Annotated in this window: 21 protein-coding genes and 1 pseudogene; 10 read left to right on the top strand and 12 right to left on the bottom strand. The window is 44.3% G+C overall.

The features are described from left to right. The first annotated feature begins 110 nt into the window (after positions 1–110). The gene (locus C7Y69_RS11315) at positions 111–1,013 is read left to right on the top strand and encodes a LysR family transcriptional regulator (protein WP_013783800.1); all 903 of its coding nucleotides are present in this window, start codon (positions 111–113) and stop codon (positions 1,011–1,013) included. A gap of 192 nt (positions 1,014–1,205) precedes the next feature. Then, positions 1,206–1,598 carry a DUF3718 domain-containing protein gene (locus C7Y69_RS11310; protein ID WP_013783799.1) on the top strand — a complete coding sequence of 131 codons (393 nt, stop codon included), beginning with the start codon at positions 1,206–1,208 and terminating at the stop codon, positions 1,596–1,598. 147 nt (positions 1,599–1,745) lie between these two features. On the opposite strand, the gene C7Y69_RS11305 is transcribed toward C7Y69_RS11310, so the two are convergent. Both C7Y69_RS11305 and C7Y69_RS11300 read right to left on the bottom strand, forming a co-directional pair. Next, positions 1,746–2,807, bottom strand: a complete 1,062-nt coding sequence (locus C7Y69_RS11305) for a mannitol dehydrogenase family protein (RefSeq protein ID WP_126872767.1) — start codon at positions 2,805–2,807, stop codon at positions 1,746–1,748. A 13-nt stretch (positions 2,808–2,820) separates the two neighbouring features. Further along, a pseudogene (locus C7Y69_RS11300) lies at positions 2,821–4,068 on the bottom strand (purine-cytosine permease family protein); the annotation flags it as partial. A 705-nt stretch (positions 4,069–4,773) separates the two neighbouring features. Between C7Y69_RS11300 and C7Y69_RS11295 the strand changes: the two are divergent. From C7Y69_RS11295 to C7Y69_RS11285, 3 genes are all read left to right on the top strand, one after another. After that, complete coding sequence (locus C7Y69_RS11295) at positions 4,774–5,430, top strand: HAD family hydrolase (RefSeq protein ID WP_013783796.1); 657 nt, start codon at positions 4,774–4,776, stop codon at positions 5,428–5,430. A 14-nt stretch (positions 5,431–5,444) separates the two neighbouring features. Continuing rightward, on the top strand, positions 5,445–6,401 hold the full coding sequence (locus C7Y69_RS11290) for a sugar-binding transcriptional regulator (RefSeq protein ID WP_013783795.1): 957 nt from the start codon (positions 5,445–5,447) through the stop codon (positions 6,399–6,401). A 554-nt stretch (positions 6,402–6,955) separates the two neighbouring features. Further along, positions 6,956–7,351, top strand: a complete 396-nt coding sequence (locus C7Y69_RS11285) for a DUF3718 domain-containing protein (protein WP_013783794.1) — start codon at positions 6,956–6,958, stop codon at positions 7,349–7,351. A 131-nt stretch (positions 7,352–7,482) separates the two neighbouring features. Here C7Y69_RS11285 and C7Y69_RS11280 read toward each other — a convergent pair whose 3' ends face one another. The 4 genes from C7Y69_RS11280 to C7Y69_RS11265 form a co-directional block, all read right to left on the bottom strand. Beyond that, a complete protein-coding gene (locus tag C7Y69_RS11280) occupies positions 7,483–8,439 on the bottom strand; it encodes an alpha/beta fold hydrolase (protein WP_013783793.1) in 957 nt (318 codons plus the stop codon). A gap of 71 nt (positions 8,440–8,510) precedes the next feature. Continuing rightward, positions 8,511–10,310: an acyl-CoA dehydrogenase C-terminal domain-containing protein gene (locus C7Y69_RS11275; protein ID WP_013783792.1), complete on the bottom strand. Its 1,800-nt coding sequence runs from the start codon at positions 10,308–10,310 to the stop codon at positions 8,511–8,513. A 9-nt stretch (positions 10,311–10,319) separates the two neighbouring features. Next, complete coding sequence (locus C7Y69_RS11270) at positions 10,320–11,501, bottom strand: acetyl-CoA C-acyltransferase (protein ID WP_126872766.1); 1,182 nt, start codon at positions 11,499–11,501, stop codon at positions 10,320–10,322. A gap of 10 nt (positions 11,502–11,511) precedes the next feature. Next, entirely contained in the window at positions 11,512–13,632 is a 2,121-nt protein-coding gene (locus C7Y69_RS11265) for a 3-hydroxyacyl-CoA dehydrogenase NAD-binding domain-containing protein (protein ID WP_126872765.1), read from the bottom strand. Positions 13,633–13,877: 245 nt separating this feature from the next. Between C7Y69_RS11265 and C7Y69_RS11260 the strand changes: the two genes are divergently transcribed. The 4 genes from C7Y69_RS11260 (at position 13,878) to C7Y69_RS11245 (ending at position 16,684) form a co-directional block, all read left to right on the top strand. After that, positions 13,878–14,792 (top strand): haloalkane dehalogenase, encoded by a 915-nt coding sequence (locus C7Y69_RS11260; protein WP_126872764.1) that lies wholly within the window; start codon positions 13,878–13,880, stop codon positions 14,790–14,792. Positions 14,793–14,801: 9 nt separating this feature from the next. Further along, positions 14,802–15,566, top strand: coding sequence for an SDR family NAD(P)-dependent oxidoreductase (locus C7Y69_RS11255; RefSeq protein WP_126872763.1), 765 nt, complete (start codon positions 14,802–14,804; stop codon positions 15,564–15,566). A gap of 211 nt (positions 15,567–15,777) precedes the next feature. Beyond that, entirely contained in the window at positions 15,778–16,083 is a 306-nt protein-coding gene (locus C7Y69_RS11250) for a hypothetical protein (protein ID WP_126872762.1), read from the top strand. Positions 16,084–16,336: 253 nt separating this feature from the next. Beyond that, positions 16,337–16,684, top strand: coding sequence for a lactoylglutathione lyase (locus tag C7Y69_RS11245; protein WP_126872761.1), 348 nt, complete (start codon positions 16,337–16,339; stop codon positions 16,682–16,684). Between the two features lie 136 nt (positions 16,685–16,820). Here C7Y69_RS11245 and C7Y69_RS11240 read toward each other — a convergent pair whose 3' ends face one another. Genes C7Y69_RS11240 through C7Y69_RS11225 form a run of 4 tightly spaced genes read right to left on the bottom strand, consistent with a single transcriptional unit; the run spans position 16,821 to position 20,822 of the window. Then, entirely contained in the window at positions 16,821–17,795 is a 975-nt protein-coding gene (locus C7Y69_RS11240; RefSeq protein WP_126872760.1) for an NADPH:quinone oxidoreductase family protein, read from the bottom strand. Between the two features lie 59 nt (positions 17,796–17,854). Continuing rightward, on the bottom strand, positions 17,855–18,895 hold the full coding sequence (locus tag C7Y69_RS11235) for a phosphotransferase family protein (protein ID WP_126872759.1): 1,041 nt from the start codon (positions 18,893–18,895) through the stop codon (positions 17,855–17,857). A 9-nt stretch (positions 18,896–18,904) separates the two neighbouring features. Continuing rightward, the gene (locus C7Y69_RS11230) at positions 18,905–20,119 is read right to left on the bottom strand and encodes an acyl-CoA dehydrogenase family protein (protein WP_126872758.1); all 1,215 of its coding nucleotides are present in this window, start codon (positions 20,117–20,119) and stop codon (positions 18,905–18,907) included. Between the two features lie 28 nt (positions 20,120–20,147). Then, the gene (locus C7Y69_RS11225; protein ID WP_126872757.1) at positions 20,148–20,822 is read right to left on the bottom strand and encodes a histidine phosphatase family protein; all 675 of its coding nucleotides are present in this window, start codon (positions 20,820–20,822) and stop codon (positions 20,148–20,150) included. 316 nt (positions 20,823–21,138) lie between these two features. Between C7Y69_RS11225 and C7Y69_RS11220 the strand changes: the two genes are divergently transcribed. Then, a complete protein-coding gene (locus C7Y69_RS11220; RefSeq protein ID WP_126872756.1) occupies positions 21,139–23,679 on the top strand; it encodes a TonB-dependent receptor in 2,541 nt (846 codons plus the stop codon). Positions 23,680–23,891: 212 nt separating this feature from the next. On the opposite strand, the gene C7Y69_RS11215 is transcribed toward C7Y69_RS11220, so the two are convergent. Both C7Y69_RS11215 and C7Y69_RS11210 read right to left on the bottom strand, forming a co-directional pair. After that, complete coding sequence (locus C7Y69_RS11215) at positions 23,892–24,932, bottom strand: XdhC family protein (protein WP_126872755.1); 1,041 nt, start codon at positions 24,930–24,932, stop codon at positions 23,892–23,894. Further along, on the bottom strand, positions 24,929–25,567 hold the full coding sequence (locus tag C7Y69_RS11210; RefSeq protein WP_126872754.1) for a DsbA family oxidoreductase: 639 nt from the start codon (positions 25,565–25,567) through the stop codon (positions 24,929–24,931). The genes C7Y69_RS11215 and C7Y69_RS11210 overlap by 4 nt, the downstream gene beginning before the upstream one ends. Positions 25,568–25,606: the final 39 nt, after the last annotated feature.

Below are 25,606 nucleotides of genomic sequence, written 5' to 3'. Positions count from 1 at the left end.
GTATTTATAAATAACCTTGTTACAATAAGGTAAAAATAATATTAACCAAAGAATTCGCCAGTTACTTTTTGGTATTTTCATACTGGCACTCGCCAGACAAGGATTGCGCAATGAATCTTAATAGAATTGATTTAAACCTCTTCGCCGTATTCGACGCCATATATACTGCGGGAAGCCTAACAAAAGCAGCTGATGTATTGTGTATTACACAACCTGCGGTGAGTAATTCACTGGCTCGTTTACGGGAAATGCTGAACGACCCATTGTTCGTAAGAACCGGTCATAGCATGACACCCACCCCTGTTGCACAGAATATTATTGTACCTGCGAGACAAGCCTTAGCCTTGTTAAGAAAAAGCGTGCAAGAGAGTCATACGTTTGACCCTTTAACTGCAGAAAAGGCATTTAACTTTGCTAGCAGAGATTTGCTAGAAGTTAGCATAATGCCAAGGCTGGTTTCGCGGTTACAAAACCTAGCGCCCAATATTAGCCTAACTAATTACGAAATTCCTCGTAGTCAGATTGTATCTGCGATGGCCAGCGGTACCTTAGATTTCTTCGCCGATGCGTCCACATTTAGCGATCCGCATTTATGCAAAGAAAAAATAGCGCAAGACAGATTTGTGGTTTTAGCACGAAAGAACCACCCTGCGTTAAAGAACGGTTTAGATTTAGACACCTTTTTACGCTTAGGTCACATTAATGTGTCGCAACGTAAATCAGGTGCCGGCCCTATTGATGTAGCACTAGATAGAATGGGTAAACGCCGTAAAGAAGTTATGCGAAGCCAACACTTTTTAACTGTGCCCAGTACAATTGTGAAAACCGACCTTATAGCTTGTTTGCCATTTCATCTAGCTAAACACTACGACTTAGCCATTTATGAATTACCTTTCGATCTACCTACCGTAGAGTACTTCTTATATTGGCACGTAAGTGCAGATCACGATTACGCCCATATGTGGATGCGTGAGCAGATTATGGAAGTGTCGAGCCACTTTAAAAGCCATTAACGTTTACTCGTTATTCCCTAAGGCACACCTCTTCTTAGTGGTGTGCCTTTTTTTGCGCTTACCCTTTCAACGCCACTTAGATATTAAACTGTATACCTTAGTATTAGACCAAGGCTTTCTAACCTCAAAAATTTTGCGTTTAATAGAACCCAACGAACGAACATACTTTTAAATTAAACCGAGGAATTGACCATGTTGAAAATCGTTAAAACTTCGCTAGTTATCGCAGCAACTCTGGGTGTATCTGGCATGGCGCAAGCCAACGTAAACGAAGCATTAGCAAACATTTGTACTATCGTACAAGCAGATGATAAAGGTGAGCTACGCAAGAAAATGCGTTCTGTAGAATCAGATTATCGCCTTAAACTAAAAGATTATTATTCGGGTGTTAGCTGTAGCGGCAACAGCCTGATACGTACAGCAATGCTGAGCAACGCTGTAGAAGCAGGTTCACTGCTAGTTAAAAAGATGCCAAAGAGTGATTTATCAGCACCAGAAACAGACGGTAAGACGTTGCAAGCATGGGTTGCTGAGAATGGTTTGGAAGGTAACGAAATTGCCACAGTCTTGAGCGGAAGATTATAAGCAGCCCTGAGCGGAAGATTATAAGCAGCCCTGAGCGGACGTTTACAAATAAAAAATTCACATACCATGTGAAAAGATTCAACATGGTTGCAGAGTAATCTGCACTTAAAGAGGCGACCACAAGGTCGCCTCTTTTCTTTGTATCTACTAGACGAGAGCTGGCTCGTTTGGTGCACTTGTTAGCGATTTAGCTATTTCTAAAATAGACTCACCGCTATAAATTCGGCTCAAGTAACCTTGATATACAGGCGTGAAGCCTGCCTCATCGCTTAAATCACCGAAAACACTGGTCACTTTCAAGAAAGACAAAGCATCATCTTGGTAACGTGAAGCAGCATTGTGCAATTCATCAGCAAGTTGATCTTGAATAACGAGCGGCGTACCTTTTTGCGACGTGCGTTTATCTGAATAGAAACTCCACGCTGCAAGTATTAGGGCACTAATATCAACTTTTCCACCATTTGCTAAGTTCTCACGAATGGTAGGTAACAAAAACACAGGAATTTTTGCTGAGCTTTCCAAACAAATTCTGGACAGTGAATCTTTAATGTACGGATTTGCAAATCGTGCTAGTAAAATATTTTTGTAATCGTGAACATCAATACCTGCAACCGGATCTAGGGTTGGCATTACTTCATCTACCATGAAGGTTGCTAGCAGAGAACGAAGTTCCGTTTGGGCTACACTTTCATGAATTGTATCAAGCCCGGCAAGTGAACCCGTTAACCCCAACACAGAGTGACCCGCGTTTAGCATTCTTAGCTTCAATTTTTCATAAGGTGCCACATTGTCTACAAACTGTGCACCAACATCTTCAAACGCTGGGCGTTCATTGCAAAATTTATCAGCAATAATCCATTGATCGAACGGTTCGCATACTACAGGCCAGCTGTCTTCAATACCTGATTCAACTAATGCCGCTTTGTCTTCATCAGTCGTTGCGGGAGTAATGCGATCGACCATTGAATTAGGAAAGCTTACGTTTTCCTCAACCCAATTAGCAAAATCGGTATCCGCAAGACGAACATAAGACAACAACATGGCTTTGAGTACATCACCATTATGTTGAATGTTATCGCACGACATCACCGTAAAAGGTGCGATGCCCATTTCTTTACGCTTTTTAAGTGCTGCCGTTAAATAGCCAAACACTAATTTTGGCGATTCTGGATTGGCTAAATCGTGCTGAACGTCAGGATTTTGTGCAATAAATTCGCCGGTAGTGGGTTAAGTTTTGGAAATGTGCCCAATAACGAGTGTAACCAATACGCGGGAAGATGACGTGTTCAGCGAATACAATACCGCCAACAGGAACTACTAATAATCCAGCATAGGTTAATAAGGGAAGCAGTTTAGTAAATACGAATGGGAAACACGCGATAACAACGGTAACCATGCCTACTGTGGCGGTGGTTTTAATTCGAGATTTATCTTTAAAAATAGCTTGAGCTGCTAAGCCCGCGCGGTACAAGTTAGCATTCGCGGTTGTCCAACCAGCAACAATAACAATGACCAACCCTGATAGACCTAATGCGTGGAAGGCGACATCACCTGGGTCTAATTCTGTAATAGATTTTTGGACGATAATAGCAGTACCTGCCCCCATAATACCTGCAGAAATCCATGCCACATAGTGACCGAAAAGCATACCAGCAGAAGTAGTAAGGCCGTAAACTTTACGTTTAGCAAAACGAAGCATAGCCATATCAATCAAACCAAAATGGGTGATTGTATTTGCTGCCCAAGAGAAGCCAATAACTTCGAGTAAGCCAATACCCTGTTCACCAGAGGGGGTTAAACCAGTCCATACCGACACAGATCCTATGTGCATGAAGTCAGCCCAACTTGTTAAGAATGTTTGACCAATTACTGCATCAGCCAATGCTGGCATTAGCACTAATGGACCACACACAAACATAGTGAATAACCAAGGTGCGCAAATACGAGAAAAATCAGACACCGCATTGAAGCCGTACATGGCGACAAACACCACGATGACGCCAACCGCTGCAACAACACCTACAAACGCCAGGTTCGTTGGATACCAATCAAGTTGGGCGGGAATATTCAATGCGAACCTGACCGCCGTAGCAGATACGGTTATCATTGCGGCAGATATAACGGTAAATATGATGACGTTGGCCCAGTTATAGAGCTTGGTCATCGAATCACCCGCAATTTTATGCAAGTAAGTATATAAACTTAGGCGTGTATCTACGGCGATGGGCGTAGTGATTAGCGTCCAACTAAGTACCGCTAATATATTACCGATAAGTAAACCAAACAGAATGTCGGTCATGGTTGCGCCTAAGGCAACAAAGGTAGCACCAAACACAAACTCGGTGGCTGCAACGTGCTCACCAGCATAAAGTCCCATGAAGTGCTTCCAGCCCTTCAATTGGTGTTTTGCAACTGGGAGTTGCTCGTCACCTATCTGTGCAATGTCGCCATTGCTTGAATCTGTTTTCATTTTCTATCTCGCTACTTTATTCACCGCTTTGGTATGTCCAAAGTGCATTTTACTGCTAGCTACCAAAACTACACTTGTTATGAATATTATTATCAGTACGTTAACACTCATAAAACGACGCCTTCACCCAAAACATAATTGGAAATTTTTAGGTTTGGCTCAGTAACCGTTAACCCAAATGGGCATTTGCCACAGCTGTGAGTTATTTCTCACGGGCAATACTTACATATCGATGTTTAAATGTAAACGGAATTAACAAGCCTAACGTTATAATTCGGTTAACAAGTTAATTTGTATCCAATAAATGTTATTACTTGTAGGTTCATTTTTGTTTGAATTTAACTGTTATTACTGTGCCTATAGGGGGCTTGTTGACTTAAAAACTCGGTAAGGGCACGATATGTTATGCGTAAGTAAAATAAGTATTTTGAAGTGATACGGCCTGGCAGCCTGTTTAATACTCTTTCGTCATTTACCTCAATGGAAGTATTCTACTGACAAAATGGTGAGAAATGATGAAGAATAGCCTGAAGAGGCGTTTTTTCCCCCAGTTGTAGCGTGTTAACCCAAAGGGCTTTCCCTTCATTTTACTCATAGAGCTAAATAGCTTAATTAGGTAAACTTGAATTGGTTTATTCTCGGGCTTGTACGTAAAATTGCTTCTTAATGGAGTACATGCGTATCTGGAATGCATTAAGGAATTACATGACAATTGAAAGCAGCCTTGTCATTTTCGACTGTGATGGCGTGTTAATTGATAGTGAAATGTTGTCGATGCAAAGCTGGCAGCGCTTACTTGAGACTTATGGAGTGTCGATTAACGCGGAATATTTTATCAGCAAATTTCTTGGCAAAAGTATGCAACATGTTGAACAACAAATTCATCATGATTTTGGCCTGACTGTCACCACTCAAATTAAAGATGAATTTCATATTTTGCTGAAGCGAAGCTTTGCTAAAAATTTGATGCCTACGCTGGGCATTGAAAGCCTACTATCTAGGCTAACGGTTCCCTATTGTCTTGCTACTAGCAGTTCGCCCGAGCGCACAGAGTACGCCTTATCTTGTACTGGTTTAAGCCAGTATTTCACTGGCAATATATTTACACGCTCTTTAGTAAAAAATGGGAAGCCAGCCCCCGATCTTTTTTTATACGCGGCTGAAAAAATGGGTGTTGCGCCTAAACAATGTATTGTTATTGAAGACTCCCCTGCGGGCATTGAGGCTGGTATTGCCGCAAACATGCAGGTTATTCATTACACGGGGGGGAGTCATTTAAAGGATATGCCAACAAACCACACGACAACCATTTCCCATTGGGATAACTTTATACAAGCCTACCCTAAGTTGGTATCTGATTGATGGAACAAGAATAAATGAGTAAAAAACAACAACTAGAAAATCAACGTCTCGACGAAGCCGCTCGTGCTGGCTGGCTTTATTATGTAGGCGGTAAGACACAAGACGAAATTGCGAAACGTTTAAATACTTCTCGACAAAGTGCCCAGCGCTTAGTGGCGCTGGCCATGTCTGAAGGGCTCGTGAAGGTGCGACTCGAGCACCCTATTGCCCGTTGCATGGAGTTAGCTGAAACTATTCAACAGCGCTTCGGTTTGCAATTTTGTGAAGTCGTGCCCTCTGTGGTTGGCGACGAAAACTCTACCTTAGGCTTGGGGCAAGCAGGAGCCAGTGCCATAGAGCGCTCGCTTAAATCTGACTCACCACAAACAATTGCATTTGGTACTGGCCGCGTTTTACGCGCGTGTGCTGACGAACTAGCATTAATGAACTGCCCGCAGCACAAAATTGTGTCTTTGGTAGGGAATATTGCCAACAATGGTGAAGCCACCCGCTATGATGTTGCAGTACACATTGCCGATAGAGTAAAGGCCCAACATTACCCCATGCCACTGCCTGTTATTGCGGGTTCTGAAATTGAACGCGAGCAACTGCATCAACAAGCTCACATTGCGCGAATTCACAAACTGGCTCGACAAGCAGACATTACTTTTGTAGGCATTGGTAATTTAGGCAACACATCGCCACTGCATGTTGATGGCTTCATTAACGATAACGAAACGCAAAGCTTGTCGTCTATGGGGGCCACTGGAGAGGTCATCGGATGGGTTTACAATCGTGAAGGCGCTATTGTGGATTGCGAAGTAAATCGAAGAGTAACCAGTAGCAAATTAACCCTAGCGTCTGATAAGCCAGTTGTGGGTATTGCGGCAGGTATGAATAAGAAAGACGCTATTTTAGGCGCGTTGCGATCTAAACTTATCAATTCACTCATTACCAATGAAACCACTGCCCAAGCCTTACTCAATAGCTAACAGGCTTTTTTCGTAGGCCGTATTTTTTAGTGAGTTTTTTTCTTAGAGCGTAGATGGGTAATCGTATTGGTTATTTATCTACGCCTATTAATAATGTAATTAAATGCTGCAGTTCAACACTACCAATTGATTGTGCTAATCAATAATGCTATTTAATCGCTCCACCACGCCCACTCTTCTTAATAAAAACAGATTTCCCTAAAACGCTGCTTTTATCTAACGATATTCAAACAAAGCGTAAAAAATTAGCGATTCTGAGCTGGATAGGTGAGCAAAATCCATGTCCATTTACCTTTTCAAATTTATTTTTCGCTTTTTTCACCGATAAGTTGACGTAGGTTTGCCGTTTCAATTTTTTCTTATACTTTAGGTTGGCACCTTGTAAATAAAGGGCTAGAACCCAACTCCCATCCCACAACTTTGGTATAAGGTATACTTTGGGATACCCTGTTATTTGCTTCCATGTTTTCTGACCTGCCCATTTGGTTTTTAATTATTCCCGAACCGAACAGACAAACTTTAAATTAAACATTAAATACGAAAGGAAATTAACCATGTTGAAAATTGTTAAAACTTCTTTAGTTATCGCAGCATCTACTCTAGCTTTCTCTAACGCAGCACAAGCCGATGTAAACGAAGCGCTAGCCAACATCTGTACTATCGTTCAAGCAGACGATAAAGGCGAATTACGTAAAAAGATGCGTCGTGTACAATCAGATTTCAAATTAAAATTACATGATTACTACTCAGGTATTTCGTGTAACGGCAACAGCCTAATCCGTACTGCTATCGTAAACAACGCGGTAGATGTAGGTACACTTTTGGTTAAGAAAATGCCAAGTCGTGAACTACAAAACCCAGAAGCAGACGGTAAAACACTTCAAGCGTGGATTGCTGAGCAAGGTCTTCAATCAAGCCCTATCTCTAGCGAGCTTAACGAACGTATCTAGTTTTAAGATACTTCGCACCATGTAAAGATACAGCAGTTCAACATGGTAACGGCAGGATGCCGTGCTTGTGGCCCCGAGAGGGGCCGCGCCCCTTTTCCCATATCGCTTTTCTCACACTTTCTTAAATAATCCTACGTTGCAAAATCAGTTATTTCTTTTGCCGCCCAATTCGCTTGCTCTCTGTGAACCCAATGTGTTGCCGTATCGTGATACACAATTCGTAGGTCGGGAACGTACACTGTTAAACCATTCAAGATACCTTCATCAAACGCATCATCTAAACGCCCCCATAATACCAATGTAGGTAAAGTGACGCGTAGAACCGGTACGCGTAAGCGTGACAATTCTGTTTCAGGTGCGTGCTCATCGGGTGCCATTTGTGGCATTTCTCGGTAATAGTTCAGCATGGCTGACAATGTTGGAGTATTGCGCCAACTACGAAGTAGTCTTTGCCCGTAGCTATCTGGGCTAGCTTTATGATCTTTATTTTTGGGCATGGCGCTTTTGGACATCGCGTTTTTGGGCATGTCTCCGTCAAACAGAGCAGAGCCGAGCATCCCCTTAAGCAACGCAAAATCGGTCTGCTTTAAAACTGCCTCTGCATCGTCTGCCACTAGCGATTTTATGTATTCACTTTTCTTGCGCTGAGCGCGACTGGTTTTAAGCGCTTGGGTGAAAGTGCTTGGGTGCGCGGCATTTAAAATAACCAGCTTAGTAAACAAATTAGGTTGAAAAGCTGCTAGCGGCCAAGCTATCGCCCCACCCCAATCGTGACCCACTAGTATCGCTTTTCGACCTTCGCTAACTGTTTCAACAAATTCCTTCATACGAGCAACCAAGGAAGGAACTTGGTAATCGCTCCTATCTGTCAATGGATCTGATTGATGGTAGCCCGGTAAATCAGGCGCAATAATATGATAATCAGGTGGCAAAGCATTGATGAGCGCTTCCCATGTATGGGCATTTTCAGGGAATCCATGAAATAAGATAAGTAACGGGCTATTTGAGGTTTGCCCTTTTCTTTCTAGATAATATATACGGTGATCTTGAATAGAAATGGTGTGAGATGTTACTGCGTTTAGTGGCATACCTAGCCTTTCGCAAAACGGTAAAGATAAAAATGCCGAGCAGGTGCTCGGCATTTCATTACATATCGTGTTTACTCGATAGCAAACATGCTTTCTGGCATAGACATAAGGTTGTCTGCACCTGAATGCATTGCTGATACAAGTGAACGGGTACGCGTTAGTAAGCGATCGAAATAGAAACCAGTAGTTAAGATTTTACTCTTATAGAACTCGGTCTCAGTACTACCTGCATCAAGTTGCTCTTGTGCTTTAACGGCCATTTTCAACCAGAAATAAGCGACTGTCACATAGCCTGAGTACATAAGGTAATCCACCGACGCGGCACCAATCTCATCAGGATTAGACGCTGCTGCTTTACCAATATTCATGGTAAGTTGCTGCCACTCATCTAAATGAGACGTTAATGCATTAGTCCATGCACTGAACTGCGCTTTACCGCGAAGCGATTCGCAATATTCACGCACTTCTTGCACAAATACATTGAGCAATTCGCCATTAGAGCCCATCACTTTACGGCCTAATAAATCGATGGCTTGAATACCTGTAGTCCCTTCGTACATAGTACAAATTCGCGTATCACGTGCTAACTGCTCCATGCCCCATTCTTTGATGAAACCATGCCCACCGTACACCTGCATACCGTAGCTAGTGCTTTCTTGCGCTGTTTCTGTCAAGAAGGCTTTAACAATCGGTGTTAAGAACGCAAGCTTAGTATCTGCCAGTGTCTTCTCTTGTGCATCATCACCGTAAAGGGTCACATCAACCAACTGCATGCAGTAAGCAGCTAATGCACGGTTACCTTCTGCAAACGCTTTTTGCGTAAGTAACATACGACGAACATCAGGATGTACAATAATGGGATCTGCAGGGCCATCTTGGTTCTTACGACCCGTTAAAGAACGAAATTGAATACGATCTTTAGCGTAACGTAATGCACCTTGGAAAGACGCTTCAGAAGCAGCTAAGCCTTCAAGACCAGTACCGATTCGCGCAGTGTTCATAAAGGTGAACATGCAGTTAAGGCCGCGATTAGGTTGGCCAATCAAGAAGCCTTTCGCACCGTCGAAGTTGATCACACAGGTTGCACTGGCTTTAATGCCCATCTTGTGTTCAATACTGCCACACGCAACGCCGTTGCGATCTAGCTTTTCGCCTTCATCAGACACGTTGAACTTAGGTACTACAAATAACGAAATACCTTTTGTGCCTTCTGGCGCGCCAGGCAAACGAGCAAGTACAATGTGAACGATATTTTCAGACATATCGTGCTCACCGGCTGAAATGAAAATCTTCGTACCCGTTAAGCTGTAGCTGCCATCGTCTTGTGGTTCTGCGCGGCATTTAAGCATGCCCAGATCTGAGCCACAATGCGCTTCTGTTAAGCACATGGTACCTGTCCATTCACCGCTAATAAGCTTCGGTAAATATTGGTTTTGAAGTGTTTCAGTTCCGTGCGCTTTTATGGTTTCCATACACCCTTGGCTTAAGCCAGGGTACATAGCCCATGAGTGGTTAGCACCCGAGAACCATTCAGCAATAATAGAAGAAAGTGAATAAGGTAATGCTTGACCACCAAACTCTTCAGGATGCGACATACTTGGCCAGCCGCCTTCAACATATTGCTGATAAGCTTCTTTAAAGCCAGCAGGCGTAGTGACTTCACCGTCGACCCACTTACATCCTTCTTCATCACCCGACATATTGATAGGTGCAAGGCTGTTTTCAGAAAACTTAGCCGCTTCAGAGAAGATAGCCGATACTAAATCTTCTGATGCTTCATCAAAGCCAAGCTTTTGATAATGTTCTTGATAGTTTAATAGCTCATGTGTAACAAACATGGCGTCGCGTTGTGGAGCTTTATAACCTTCCATACCAAATACCTATATAACTTCAAATAAACCAGCAGCACCCATACCGCCGCCAATACACATAGTACAAACAACGTATTTCGCACCACGTCGTTTGCCCTCGATTAATGCATGACCCACCATACGTGCGCCACTCATTCCGTAAGGATGACCAATTGAAATAGCACCACCGTTTACGTTTAATAATTCATCAGGAATACCCAGCTTATCGCGGCAATAAAGCACTTGCACTGCGAAGGCTTCATTCAATTCCCACAAACCAATATCGTCCATGGTTAAACCGTGTTGCTTTAATAGCTTAGGAATGGCAAACACTGGGCCGATACCCATTTCATCTGGCTCACAACCTGCTACCGCAATACCACGGTAAATACCTAATGGTTGCGCTTGGCCTTTAGCGGCAGAATGCTCATCCATAATGACAGTAGCACTTGCACCATCAGACAGTTGACTCGCATTACCCGCAGTAATACACCCGCCTTCAATCACAGGGTTCAATGAACGCAAACCTTCAAGCTGGGTTTCAGGGCGGTTACCTTCGTCTTTCGACAACGTGACTTCCTGCTCGCTTGTCTCGCCAGTTTCTTTATTGAAAATGGCTTTAGTGGCCGTAATTGGCACAATTTCGTCGTCAAACTTACCCGCTTCTTGACCAGCCGCTGTGCGCATTTGGCTTTGATAAGCGTATTCATCTTGTACATCGCGACTAATACCGTAACGCTGTGCCACAACCTCAGCAGTTTGCAGCATAGGCATATAAATGCTCTTATGCTTTGCCACTAATTGTGGGTCTACCGCGCGAGACATGTTCATGGCTTTGGTTTGAACCAAAGAAATAGAATCTAATCCACCAGCTACCATAATATTGGTGTCGCCAGTGCGAATACTGTTTGCGGCATTAGCAATGGCATACATACCAGAGCTACATTGTCTGTCTAACGTCATACCTGCAACAGTAACGGGCAAATCGCCTGCCAATGCAGCTAGACGACCGATGTTCATGCCGCCGCTGCCTTGCGTTAGGGCAGCGCCCATGATCACATCGTCGATACTGGCAGGATCGACACCGGCACGTTGTACGGCGTTACGAATAGCATGACCACCTAATGTAGGGGCAGGTAAATTATTAAGTGCGCCTTTGTAGGCACGGCCAATAGGCGTTCTTGCGGTACTTACTATTACTGCATCGCGCATAGCGTACTCCTTAGTTTTTAAATTTTGCGAAGCTACTGCGCTCTTGCGCTAGCTTGATTAATAGGTCGCTTGGTTGTAACCACATTTTTCCGTAGTCACCCAGTCTTTCAGCGTAGGTAGATAGCTTATCGACGATTTCCCCAAGGCCAACTTCATCGGCATACTGCATAGGACCGCCACGATAAACTGGGAAGCCATAGCCATAGACATAGATAACATCGATATCGCTAGACTTAGCCGCTATGCCTTCTTCAAGAATACATGCGCCTTCATTAATTAGGGTGTATAGACAACGCACCAAAATTTCTTCATCGCTTATGTCATCGCGCTGCGTAACCCCTAGGCGAGCAGCTTCTTGTTTAGCAATTTCTAGTACTTCAGGGTCTGGAATGGGAACACGGCTGCCAGCTTCATAAAGATAAGCACCCCTGCCCGTTTTAAGACCGTTACGATCTTTCTCAACTAAACGGTCTGCCACAGCACCGTATGTAGGGTCATGTGAAATAAAGGCTTGGCGAGACTGGCGTACGTAGTAACCAATGTCTAATCCTGCCATGTCACCCATAGTGAATGGCCCCATAGGCATACCGAATTGTGTAAGCACGCGATCGACTTGCTCAGGGCTTGCGCCTTCAAGCAATAAACGGTTAGCTTCACGGCCATAAGGTTCAATCATGCGGTTGCCAACAAAACCGAAACATACGCCAACCAATACCGCTACCTTCTTAATGCGCTTGGCTAATTTCATACAGGTTTTGATAACGTCAGCCGACGTATCTTCAGCTTTAACCACTTCAAGCAACTTCATAACGTTAGCTGGCGAGAAGAAGTGAAGACCGATAACATCTTGTGGACGTGAGGTACACGCGGCAATTTCATTCACATCAAGGGTAGACGTGTTAGACGCTAAAATAGCCCCTGGCTTACAGACTTTATCTAAGGTAGTGAAAACGGTTTTCTTCACTTCCATTTTTTCAAATACAGCTTCAATAACAAGATCTACATCAGCTAGGTCGTCATACGTTGTGGTGCCGCTTAACAGCGCCATACGTGTTTCCACTTGCTCTTGGGTTAACTTGCCTTTTTTGGCTGAGTTTTCATAATTTTTACGAATAAGCGCCAAGCCTTTATCTAGCGCTTCTTGCTTAAGCTCTAGCATAGTGACTGGAATACCCGCGTTCGCAAAGTTCATGGCGATACCGCCACCCATGGTGCCAGCACCAATAACCGCGACTTTTTCAATACTGCGCTCTGGCGTGCTCTTGTCGAAATCACTCACGTGACCCGCTGCTCGCTCGGCAAAGAAGAAATGCTGTTGTGCACGGGCTTGTGGGGTGTTCATGCATTCCATGAACAATTTACCTTCGTGCTTAAGGCCATCTTCAAAGGCTAATGTATATGCGCCTTTTACCGCTTCAATGCATTTTAAGGGGGCAAAAAAGCCACGGGCTGCTTTTTTCGTTTGTGCGGTAACAGCGTCAAATACACCCTGCACTTCTTCAGACATAGTCAGGGTAATGTCACTGGTACGTTTAATACCATTTTCAGCATTAAGTGACGCTAAGTATTGTTTCGTGTCTTCCAGCAAATGCTCAGGCTTGTCGGAAATTTTGTCGAATACACCTGGAAGCTTTACTACCGAAGTAGGCTTACCCGTAACAATCATAGTTAGCGCGGTAGCAGGATCGGCTAAACGCGGTAAACGCTGCGTTCCACCCGCGCCTGGCAATATACCTAAGTTAACTTCTGGAAGGCCCACTTGGTTTCCAGCAAAGGTAATTCTGTGATGACACGCTAGCGCGACTTCTAATCCGCCACCAAACGCAGGCCCTGGCAAAACAGCCACTACTGGTTTAGTCGCATTTTCAATTTTATCGAGTACTTCAGGAAGGTTTGGCGATAAATCGCCTCCGGAGAATTCACTAATATCAGCGCCGCCTGAAAATAAAGCGAGTGAAGAAGTGATTACAATAGCACTAACGCTGTCGTCGCTTAATGCGCTTTCGATGCCATCTATCAGCCCAACTCGTACTGCGCGAGAAAGCGCGTTTACTGGCGCACTTTGCATGGTAATAGTTGCTACGCCCTGTTGGACTGTGTAGTCCACTGCCTTGTTTTCCATCTCTGTCATAACGGTATCCTGTTATTCACGTTAACTGGATGTTATTGCAGTGTTGTCAATCATCCAAGTTTATTGGTGTTATAGACATTCATCACAATATTTAATATGGACAGCAACCCCTTTATTTGTGCCCAACTCCCCTTGAGCGCATATTAAATAGGGCATAAGGAAGATTTGACAGATTACCTCACTAGTGTTTTTGTTAACTAACACAATAATTAGTTACATGTTATTTACATTTGAGGTGGGCAAGTATGCAAGTCTTAAAAACCCCTGAAAGTGCATTCTCTTCTATTACAGATTTTCCCTATAAGCCGAGGTATGTAAACGTTACCGATACGGTAAGTGGCGAAATAGCCATGGCTTACTATCAGTGCGGTCCTGAAGATGGCCACACTATTCTTCTTCTACATGGCGAGCCTTCTTGGGGCTACCTTTATCGCACCATGATTCCGATATTAGCTGATGCAGGTTTTAATGTGCTTGTACCTGATCTCATCGGCTTTGGCCGTTCAGACAAGCCCACCAGACGAGAAGATTACACCTATGCCCGCCACCTTATCTGGCTTAAAGACTGGTTTAATCAAACCGTTGAAGGAAAGGTAACGCTTTTCTGCCAAGACTGGGGGGGATTGCTAGGCTTAAGGCTGGTAGCCGACATGCCCGACCGCTTTGCTGGCGTCATGGCATCTAATACCTTTTTACCTACCGGTGAGCACAAGCCCTCTGAGGCATTCTTGAACTGGCGACGCTTCTCGCAAGATGTCCCTGTATTTCCAGTTTCTGGTGTGATTAAAGGCGGAACGGTAACTACGCTTTCTCAGGAAGTATTAGATGCATACGACGCCCCCTTCCCCCTTGAAGAATATAAAGAAGGGGCCCGACAGTTTCCGTTATTAGTGCCCGCCACACCTGATGATCCACAAACCCAAGCAAACCGAGATGCCTGGGAAAGGTTAAAACAATTTAATACGCCATTTATGACCGCATTCAGTGACAGCGACCCAGTAACCGCTGGAGGTGACAAGCTAATGCAGTCGTTGATACCTGGCTGTCGTGGCGTGCAGCACACCACGGTAGTGAAAGGCGGACATTTCGTACAAGAAGATAAAGGCCCTGAATTGGCCGATCTTCTTATCACTTTTATTAATGCAACTGGACAAGCTTAAGGAACCACCATGGATACATTGTTAGATTTTAGCGACAAAGTGATATTGATCACCGGCGCGGGCAGCGGTTTTGGCCGCTTATTAGCAGAAGGCTTAGGAAGCCGAGGTGCCAAGCTGGTGCTATCGGATATTAACGAAGAAAACTTAGCGTCATGTCGCGCTGACGTTGCAAGCTATACCGATGTAGTAACGAAAGCAGGCGATATTGCCAGTGAAGAATTAAACAAAGCTTTGGTGGCGTTGGCAAAAGAGAAGTTTGGTCGCCTAGATATCGCCATCAACAATGCGGGTATCGCTCATGTACCTGCCCCCATGCATGAAATGACCGAAGAGATAATAGACCTTCAGTTTGCTGTAAACGTAAAAGGCGTGATGTTTGGCATGAAGTACCAACTTCCACAAATGTTATCGCAGAAGCAAGGACATATATTAAACGTTAGTTCCCTAGCCGGCTTGGGTGGCGCCCCAAAAGGTGGCGCGTATGCCGCCGCCAAACATGCAGTTGCCGGCGTGACCCGAACTGCCGCTGTTGAATACGGTCGCAAGAATGTACGCGTAAATGCGGTGTGCCCTTTTTACAGCCCTACCAATATATTAAACGTGGATGGTTACAACACTAAAGAGGCACAAACTCAGCTTGGCATGGGAAGCCCAATGAAACGCTTAGGCGAGCCTCAAGAAATTGTGAATGCCATGATCCTCATGTTATCACCCGGTAACAGCTACATGAATGGACAAACTGTCGCGGTAGATGGCGGCGTAACTGCTTGGTAGAACCTTGGTTGATGCCTGTTGATGGTTTGGACGGGCATCCAAAAGTATTAGATTTCATACCTTAGTATAAATGGTGATGTTTTGTTTTAGTGCGACTTTAGTTGTAATGAAGGGGAACAAACAAAACCTTCGGACGAAGCGACTTGTTAGTCGCTTCTGACTTTTTACCCAACCACAGTATACGTTTAGAGACTATACACTGAGAGCACTTATGAAAATGACACTAAGACACTTCATTACTGTAAGCAGCGTTGTTGTTGGTTTGGGCCTATCTTCGAACGGTTTCGCTAACGAACTGTCAACGCAATACGCAACGTCTTCGTCAGTGCAAACATCTGGCTTTCAACATGTAAACTCTGCTCAAAATTCGCCAGTAATGGTAAAAAAAGTACGAAGCCAGTCTTCTTCTTTTGTGCTTAAACGTTTGATTTCTGTTTCAACACAAAAGCCTTCTGCTTCTAACGCTACGCGCCTGCTACATACTGCGTTACCACAGGGTATTGTTGTAGCCGAGTAATTACCTGTTAATACCAGTCATTGCCGGTAAATGCTAACATGTCAGTAAGTATTAGCCGCCCGGTTTCTAGCTCTAGCTACCTATTTCTACATCAGCTTATTCAAGCCTATTAACATGTACCTTTTATAGCCAACCACTCAATGCGTTGCCAAATAAACGTCGTTAACTTGTCTGCACTAACCCGCTTATACTCTATGTCGTAAGTATGCCACAATACTGCTAAAAGTCCGTTAGACATTGGTTGGAGATAGGCATGGACGTTGACCACATTAAAGTATTCATTCCCAGTAAAGATTACGAAGTATCGAAACGGTTTTACTCCCAAATTGGCTTTAAAGGTGAATTTGTTTCCGATGCGTTAACCTTATTTGAAAATGGCGATTGCCAATTTTTTTTACAAAACTTCTACCGTGAAGATTTGGCGAAAAACTTTATGCTGCAGGTTTGTGTACTGGATATTGAAACAGCACATTCATTATGTAAAAAAGCTACCGATAAGCTTAAAATTTCGGATGTTTCTATAGAAACGTGGGGGAAGGTATTTTATCTATGGGGGCCAAGCGGCGAACTATTACATATTACTGAGCTTAGAAAAACTTAGGCAATAAAAAAGCATGGCACCTAGTGGAATAATCCCCTTTGGTTAGCCATGCTTTTACGCTTTAACTATTGTGCCTTTTGGGCTGTTCTCTGAAGAGGTTAATTTAAGAGCTTATTTTAAGATGCTCTTTTAAAAGCTACGGCGTAATAACCATTTTACCTTTTACTTCACGGTTCATCACTTTAGCCATGGCTTCAGTGGCACGCTCCATAGGTAAGGCCTCATCTACCACTACTTTCACTTTACCTTGCACATACCAGGTTAAAAGCTCTTGCATGTTAGCAGCAAACCCTTTTGGATCGTGCTGCGTAAACGAACCCCAAAATACGCCTACTACCGAGTAGCCTTTTACTAACGATAAGTTCACAGGGAATTGAGGAATTTCACCGCCTGCAAAGCCAACTACAAGCAATCGCCCTTCCCACGCCATACTGCGGCTACAAGCGTGGAATGTGTCGCCACCAACGCATTCGTAAACCACATCGGCGCCTTTGCCGTCGGTGGCTTCTTTAATAGCATCTTTTAAGTTCTTTTCTTTGTAATTAATAAGTATATCTGCGCCATGCTCTTTGGCTAATGCAAGCTTTTCTTCGGTAGAACAAACGGCTATAACCCTTGCCCCCATTTCTTTACCAATTTGCACTGCCGCTAAGCCAGTACCACCAGCCGCCCCCGTCACTACAAGCGTTTCACCCGGTTGAATTTTAGCACGCTGTTTTAGTGCATGATGGGCAGTAGCATGGGCAGTCACTAATGCTGCTCCTTCTTTCACATCGATAGGATCCGGTAGTGGCATAACATGCGTAGCAGGTACCAGTACTTTTTCGGCAAAGCCACCAAGATTAGATAATGCAATAACGCGCTGGCCTACACTAATATGCTTTACGCCTTCACCCACTTCGGCTACCACACCAGCCACTTCATTTCCTGGCACAAAGGGGCATGGCGGTTTCATTTGATATAAACCTTGTACAAGTAGCCCATCAGGGAAATTTACACCAGCCGCTTCTACGTTAACGACTACGTGACCTGGCTTAACTATTGGGTCATCAATTTCTTTGCATTTTAAATCGTCTATTGGTCCGAATGCTTCACATACAATCGCTTTCATAGCCACTCCTAATAATTCGTTTCTTTGCCTACCGCTTGCTTATTAATGAGCGCGGTGGTTTAGCTGTTTTGATGAATCGTTTTATTCGCAATTTGTGCCAGAGGGCGCACCATAGCACCTAACTGCATTGCCTTGTCGCTTGATGCGTTTCCATCATGTGCACGCTTTACTACCCCTTGCAGGATGGCTGCTAAACGGAAAAAACTAAACGCGAGGTAAAACGTCCAGTTGTCTATTTTGTCGATACCCCGTCGCTTGCAATATGCATCTACATATTCTTCTTCACTAGGAATTCCTAACGCGTCTCGGTCTAATCCACCCAAACCGGAAGCGTGGGCAATGTCACTCGGTAAACGCAGCTGCATGCATTGATAGGCTAAATCGGCATACGGGTGCCCTAAGGTAGACAGCTCCCAATCAAGCACCGCAATGACTTTAGGTGCATCAAGGTTAGACATATCAAACATCATATTATCTAACCTAAAATCGCCATGAACCAAGGCTATTTGCCCATCATCTTCAGGCAAGTTTTCTTCTAAATAAGTAATAAGCTGCTCAATGTCTTCTACATGCTCAAGCTCAGAAGCACGGTATTGCTGAGTCCACCGGCTTAACTGGCGAGAAAAGTAACTTCCTGGCTTGCCGTAACTTGTTAACCCAGCGGCTTCAATATCAACACTGTGCATCACTGCCAGCACGCGGTTCATTTCATCGTACATAGCGCCCCGAGTTTTCGGGCTCTCTACTTCCGGTAAAGCGCTGTTCCAATAAATGGTGCCTTCAACGTAGGCCATAATGTAAAACATACTGCCAATGATGTCGGCATCTTCACACAAGTGATAAACCTTAGGCACAGGTACTTCTGTATTACTTAGCGCATTGATAACGCGATACTCGCGGTCAACCGCATGGGCAGACTTAAGCAGTTTCCCCGGCGGTTGGCGACGCAGCACGTAAACGCCAGAATCAGCATTTAGTTTAAACGTAGGGTTAGATTGCCCACCTGAGAATTTCTCTGCCGACAATACCGTGCCTATTTCTGGGCACGCCTTATTTAAGTAGCGATTTAACGTGTCTATATCTAGCGTGTGCGTAGCCACAGATACTCCTTAAGCGTTCTTTTCGGCAATCAGATTGCGACCTAGTTGCATCATGTGCACTTGGTCTGGTCCATCGGCTAGACGAATGGTTCTGGCATACGCGTACATGGCTGACAAGGCGTAGTCTTGACTTGTACCGGCAGCGCCATGCATTTGAATAGCTTCGTCAATAACCTTACAGGCCATTTTGGGTGCAACAATTTTAATAGCAGCAATAATATCTCGAGAGACCTTATTGCCGTATCTGTCCATCTTGTCGGCAGCCTTCAGCGTTAGTAAGCGCGCTTGCTCAATATCACAATGCATTTGTGCAATACTTTCTCGCACAGACTGCTGTTTGCTAAGTGGCTTACCAAACGCTACTCGCTGTTCTACTCGCTCGCAGGCTAAATCTAAGGCGCGCTGGGCACAGCCAATTAAACGCATGCAATGATGAATACGGCCAGGGCCTAAGCGACCTTGCGCTATTTCAAAACCGCGACCTTCACCGAGTAATAAGTTACTTACTGGAACACGTACGTTATCGAACAAAACTTCAGCATGCCCTACAGGTTCATCAAAATAACCCATTGCGGCCATTGGGCGCACAATGGTGACCCCTTTCGTATCCATTGGCACTAAAATTTGTGACTGTTGCTGATGACGAGCAGCTTCAAAATCGGTTTTACCCATGACCACCATGATTTTGCAATTTTCGTTCATAGCACCACTGGTGTACCATTTGCGCCCGTTGATGACGTATTCATCGCCATCTCGGGTAATTGAGGTTTCAATGTTAGTCGCATCACTTGAAGCAACTGCTGGCTCGGTCATGGCAAAGGCAGAACGAATTTCGCCATTAAGCAGTGGCTCTAACCATTGCTTTTTCTGCTCTTCATTTCCGTATTTCGCCAATACTTCCATGTTGCCTGTATCAGGCGCGCTGCAATTGAAAATTTCTGAGCTAAACAGCACCCGTCCCATCTCTTCACACAAAGGGGCATATTCAGCATTTGATAATCCAGCGCCATAAGGCTTGTATTCCTCAGGTAGGAAAAGGTTCCACAGGCCCGCGTCTTTAGCGCGTTGCTTGAGGGTTTGCATCATATCGGGGGTTTGCCAACGATTTTCACCATTTTCTACCGCGTGAACATATTCCTTTTCAATTGGATACACTTCTTCTTGCATGAAGGCTCTTAATTGCTTTAAAAGCGTTTGTGTTCTTTCATTATATTCAAAGTTCATAACTGTCCTTATCCGCTAATAGCGCTGGTTAGCTGTATGTCACAGCGTGCAATCTATCCACAACATCTAAATGTGGTACGCTGTTGAAATTGTTCAAATGCACGCCACGAGTATTCGCGAAGCACTGAGAAAAACTCGCATTTCTGATCTGCAAGTTCATGTTAATAACCGTTGAAGCGTCGTATCCGAGTATGTGTTTTAACATCATGGCAATTGCACCACCTGAACTCACTACTAAGACTCGCTTAGCTTCTGTGGTTTGAAGCGCGCCCAGCATAGTAGCAACCCTATCTTCGAAGCCTGCCCAACTCTCATCCAATAAGTTATGGACGAGTTCATCAGCTGCCCATGCCAGCATGGCTTTTTTAAGCAACCGGTAATATTCTGCCCGAGACGCACCTTCTGGCACTTTTTGATCTGGATATCGGGTTAAAAACGCTGTTGCCACAGCCTGAAAATTAAATTCGTTCAGTTCGCTGTTGATGTTCGCTTCAGGTAAAGAACCTATTCCTTTGGCAATACCTTCGGCGGTTTCTCTGTGGCGCACCATGTCACCCATAAAAACGCTATCGAAAGTAATATCACGCTGCTTGAAATAGTGCCCGAGCCACTGTGACTGCTGCGCGCCTAAATCGCTGAGCTTGTCGTAGTTTGCTGCGCCAAAAGATGCTTGTCCGTGGCGTACTAGATAGATGTCAGTCATACTACTCTCTGATGTTATCATTATGTTAACCATGGTAAGAAAAGTAGCACCATAAGTTTAATTGATATTTTGAATGGGAATACATCATGTTAGGCTATGGGGAGTAAAGGCGACTGCACACGCCCCAATGACGTTGAAGCTGTTGGTTTTGGGTTTATTTCTACCATCGTTGCAGCGGCTTAAAATTACTGCAACACTAAGTTGTTACGTTATTTTTTGCACAATGATGCAAAGCGTAAAATTACTGCTAAGGTTCTAGCTGTAGTCAAACGACGCTATTCGTTTGAAATGGGTTAGATGTCAGGTAAAATAAAAAATGAAAAAATTGCTGCCCAAGCACACTCTCGTCGCACTAGGTGTCTCATTAGGTATTGCGGCGAGTTGCACACCTTCACTTGCTTACAGCCAAGATAGCGCCTTAGAGCATATCACCGTTCAGGCACAAAAAACGTCACAAAATTTACAGGAAGTCCCTGTTGCCGTGACCGCCCTTTCCGGCGACGATTTAATTGAAACCGTGGTGAAAGACGTCTTTGATTTGCAAAACTATGTGCCTGCATTTGGTGCGTTTCAAAATCAAAGCGTGACTAATTCAGGGTTTTCCATCCGCGGTATTGGCACATCATCACAAAATTTCGGCTTCGAATCTTCTGTGGGCTTATATGTGGACGGGGTTTATCGTTCACGGCAAAATGCCCTTATCAACGATTTAGTTGATATTGCTGCTATCGAAGTACTGCGCGGCCCCCAAGGCACCCTATTTGGTAAAAATACTGCAGCAGGTGCAATGACGCTTACCTCTGTGGCGCCAAGTCATACTGATACTGACGGATTTGTAGAAGTATTGGCGGGTAATGATTCATTATTAAGGGTAAGCGCTGGTGCTTCGTTCTCGTTGGTTGATGATATATTAGCCATGCGTATTTCAGGCTTTAAAACCGATGGTGATGGCTATATTACCGATGCCACTTCTGGGCAAAGTTTAAATAACAAAAACCGCTCAGCCATAAAGGCTCAGTGGCTTTATACGCCAACAAAAAGCGTGAGCGTTCGCATTATCGCCGATTACGGTGAATTAAATGAGCGTTGTTGCGGTGCACTTACTTGGCAAAATAATTTTCAGGCAAATGACATTCCTGGTAAATTTGGCACCGATGCGTTGTTATCTCAGTCCACCTTTAACGCCACCATTTACAGTAATGACGATTTCTTCGATTTCACCACGTCGTTGTCCCAACCCCCTATTTCAAAAATGGAAGATAAAGGCGTTTCGGGGCAAATTGAGGTAGCCCTTAATGAGCAATGGTCTTTGGTAGGTATTACGGCTTATCGCGCCTTTGACAGCATAGATATTGTAGATACTGATTTTTCAGATGCGGATCTGTTAACTGCCACTAACGACGCAAAACAACAGTCTTTCTCTCAAGAATTAAGACTGCATTATAAAAGCGATAAAATTCGTGGCCTTGTGGGAGCCTATTACTTTAGTCAAAATTTAGATCTAACCTTTAACACCACGACACAGTCGGCTTTCGATAGCTTTTTTAGCATTGCAGGGGCTGAATTACTTCCTTTAGCAAATGCGATTGATGGACTCAGTGCGTCCACAGGCGGGCTAATTGCCCCTTCTGGGGTGGCAGCACCCAGCAATACCGTATTTGAGCACACGGCAAATCAAGAACAAGACAGTATTGCCCTTTTTGCCCAAACTGACTGGCTACTTACAGATACGCTTACGTTGACCACCGGCCTGCGTTTTACCGACGAAAAGAAGTCGATAGAAGGTCGGTACACTGAACAAGGCCCAGATATTGATGGCTTACCCGACAATAGACCTAACATAGGTGCCGCGATAACAGCGTTAAATGAAATAGGCGTAGCGCTAAGTACAGGTACTGCAATTAGTCCAACTTCACTAAGTGCCCTAGCGCCTTTTCAGCAAGCTGGATGGGGGTATTTTTTCTTAGGTTCATCCGCAGTGCTCCCCCGACCTGACCTAAACGAAGCAATAGATGATAGCCAGTTAACGGGCACGTTAAAGCTTGCCTATCAGGCCGGTAAAAACCAACTAATGTATACCAGTTTGGCCACAGGCTATAAGGCAGGCGGTACTAATACCGATCGTATTTCACCGTCGTTAGATGCCACTTTTGAAGCCGAAAAAGCGCGTAGTGCAGAAATAGGATTAAAACAGGATTGGCCTAACTATGGTGTGCGGGTAAATGTAGCGGCGCATTATTCAACCATTAAAGACTTTCAAGCCACTACTTTCACGGGTACGGGATTTAACTTGCAAAACGCAGGCGACATTCATGTGAAAGGGTTGGAGCTTGAAACCACTTGGTTAATGAGTGCAAACACCGAGCTTCAGATCAATGCTTCACGAACGTTAGCCAATTTTGATACCTTCAAACAAGGCACATGTTGGGTAGCCTATTCATGGCATACGGGCATTGACGATCCGGGCCGAGCGTCACCTACCGACCCGTATTGTGCACGAGACGGTGACAGAGTGGGTTTTGAGCCTCAAAATAGCCTTTCAATTATGCTAAACCATCATTTTTTAGTAGCGAGTTACGACGCCACAATAAGCGCAGATTATCAGTATACAGGGGAAGTATATTTGGATGATTCCAACGACCCCTATAAACAGTCTGGTTCATACGAGATTATTAATGCACGACTTTCACTTCAGCTTGAGGAATGGGACACCGAAATTATTGTATGGGCTCGAAACCTTTTGGATGAAGAATATATCGCTAGAAGTGGTTTTGATGTGCCAGTGCAAGAAGGAAAACTGATGGCCTACCCAGGCGCACCTCGCTCCTATGGTATATCGGTAAGAAATCGTTTTTAACTATTGCGTTTGTTAAAACAAAAGCGATGTAACCTTAAATAAAAAGCCCCATTTATTCATCTATTTTGGGGCTATTTATCTACTTCGTGTCTACTTCGTGGCAGTTATGGACGCAGTTAAGGCGGCTTTTATGGGGCTTGCACAGGGCTTTTTATGAGGCCATGTATAAGACTGTTAAGGAGCGGTGTATATAAACTGCGTATTGCACATAACTACTTTAATGTCGGTAATTTGTTTGCCAGTACTGCATGGCACTGAGCAATAATCGACAACGCGATACTTTCTGGCAAGTCGCCGCCGATATCAAACCCCGCAGGGCTGGCGAAGAAGCCTTGAAAATCACTTTCTTTAATCCCAGCTAACGCGAATATTTCATCTTTACGGTGAATAGGTCCTAACATGGCCACGTACTTCAGCGGGTACCGAGATAACATTGCTAAGGCATTACTGTCTATTTGTCGGTGATGAGACATCAACACCGCTGCATCGATATTGTGTTCTGCCACATGCAAATTCAGTGCTTCGGCTTCTGTCGACTCGACAATAAAGTTAGCATCACCGAAGTGCTCTACCCTTGCCTGTGCTGGCCTAGGATCCCATACGCTCACCGACCACCCTTGCTGCACTGCCATCTTCACCACAAAAATGGCATCGTATCCACCGCCAACGATAAGTAGGTGTGGAGGCGGTTCACAAGGTACTGTTAGAAAGCACTTACCGTTTTGGGTATCAAGTAAAGCGGCCGTTTTTTTAGCTTCAGGCTTCACACGAGTGGTGTTGTCAGCCTGTTCGCTGCTACTCGCTTGCTGGTTGTCGCAAACGCTAACAGAGGAGGAAAGTTCGCCATTAACTTCTTGCTTCCATAAACAAGGTTGCCCGCTCACCAAATATGAATACACAGTATGTAACTGTAAATAGTGATTATCATTAGTTATAGGTAACAGCGCTAAATGTACAACCCCGCCGCAGCCTACACCTAGTTTAAAGGCAATGTCTTCTTCATCGTTATCATCATAAACTGCTGTACGATGCTTACCATCTTGCATTACCCGCTGGGCTTGTTTGTTAATGTCTGATTCAAGGCAGCCACCACTTAACACACCTAGTTGATGCCCAGCATTGCTGAACAACATGACAGCCCCGGCTTTCCTGTAACAAGAGCCTTCCGTCTTATATATAAGCCCCAGCACCCACTGGTGGGCATCCTTTAGCGGATGCCACTGGGCTAAAAGGTGTATTAGCTGATTACTCATTGCTCAGTAGATGCCTGAACAATAAATTGCGCTAACGTATCTGGGTCTTGTGCACCTGCAACACCGCTATTACCAATCACAAAAGTAGGTACGCTTTGAATACCACGTTGCAACCATAAGTTCTCGTGCTCTCGAACCACATCTGCATAAGTTTGATTGGCAAGAAGTTCACTTACCTCTTGCTCGTTTAGCCCCACAGACACCGCTTCGTTGACTAACACGTCTATATCATTCACGTTTCTTCTTTCACTGAAATAGGCGGCAAATAAGCGTAATTTTAGCGCTTCTTGCTTACCGTTTTCCCCTGCATAGTGCAGTACTTGGTGTGCATTGAAGGTATTCGCCATACGCATGCCGTCGAAGTAATCAAACTTAAAACCAACCGATGCACCTGCATCAATAAGTTGTTTTCGGTTTTGATCACTTTGTGCTGGTGTAAGCCCGTATTTTTCCATTATATGTTCACGAACATCTTGCCCTTCTTGCGGCATGTTCGGGTTAAGTTCAAACGGGTGAAATTGAATAGTTACTTCTATATCGTCTAATTGCGCGATGGCTTTTTGTAGACGTTCGTAACCAATAATGCACCAAGGGCAAACTACGTCTGACACCATATCTATCGTTACTTTTTTCATTGCACCTCCAGCGCGAAGCCATAAATATTGTTGGTTTTT

Origin of the sequence: Alteromonas sp. KS69, from assembly GCF_003989595.1 — a bacterium.
GTDB classification, from domain to species: Bacteria; Pseudomonadota; Gammaproteobacteria; order Enterobacterales; family Alteromonadaceae; genus Alteromonas; species Alteromonas naphthalenivorans.
Note: the sequence above shows the minus strand (reverse complement) of the source record. Positions and strands in the feature narration are given on the sequence as shown.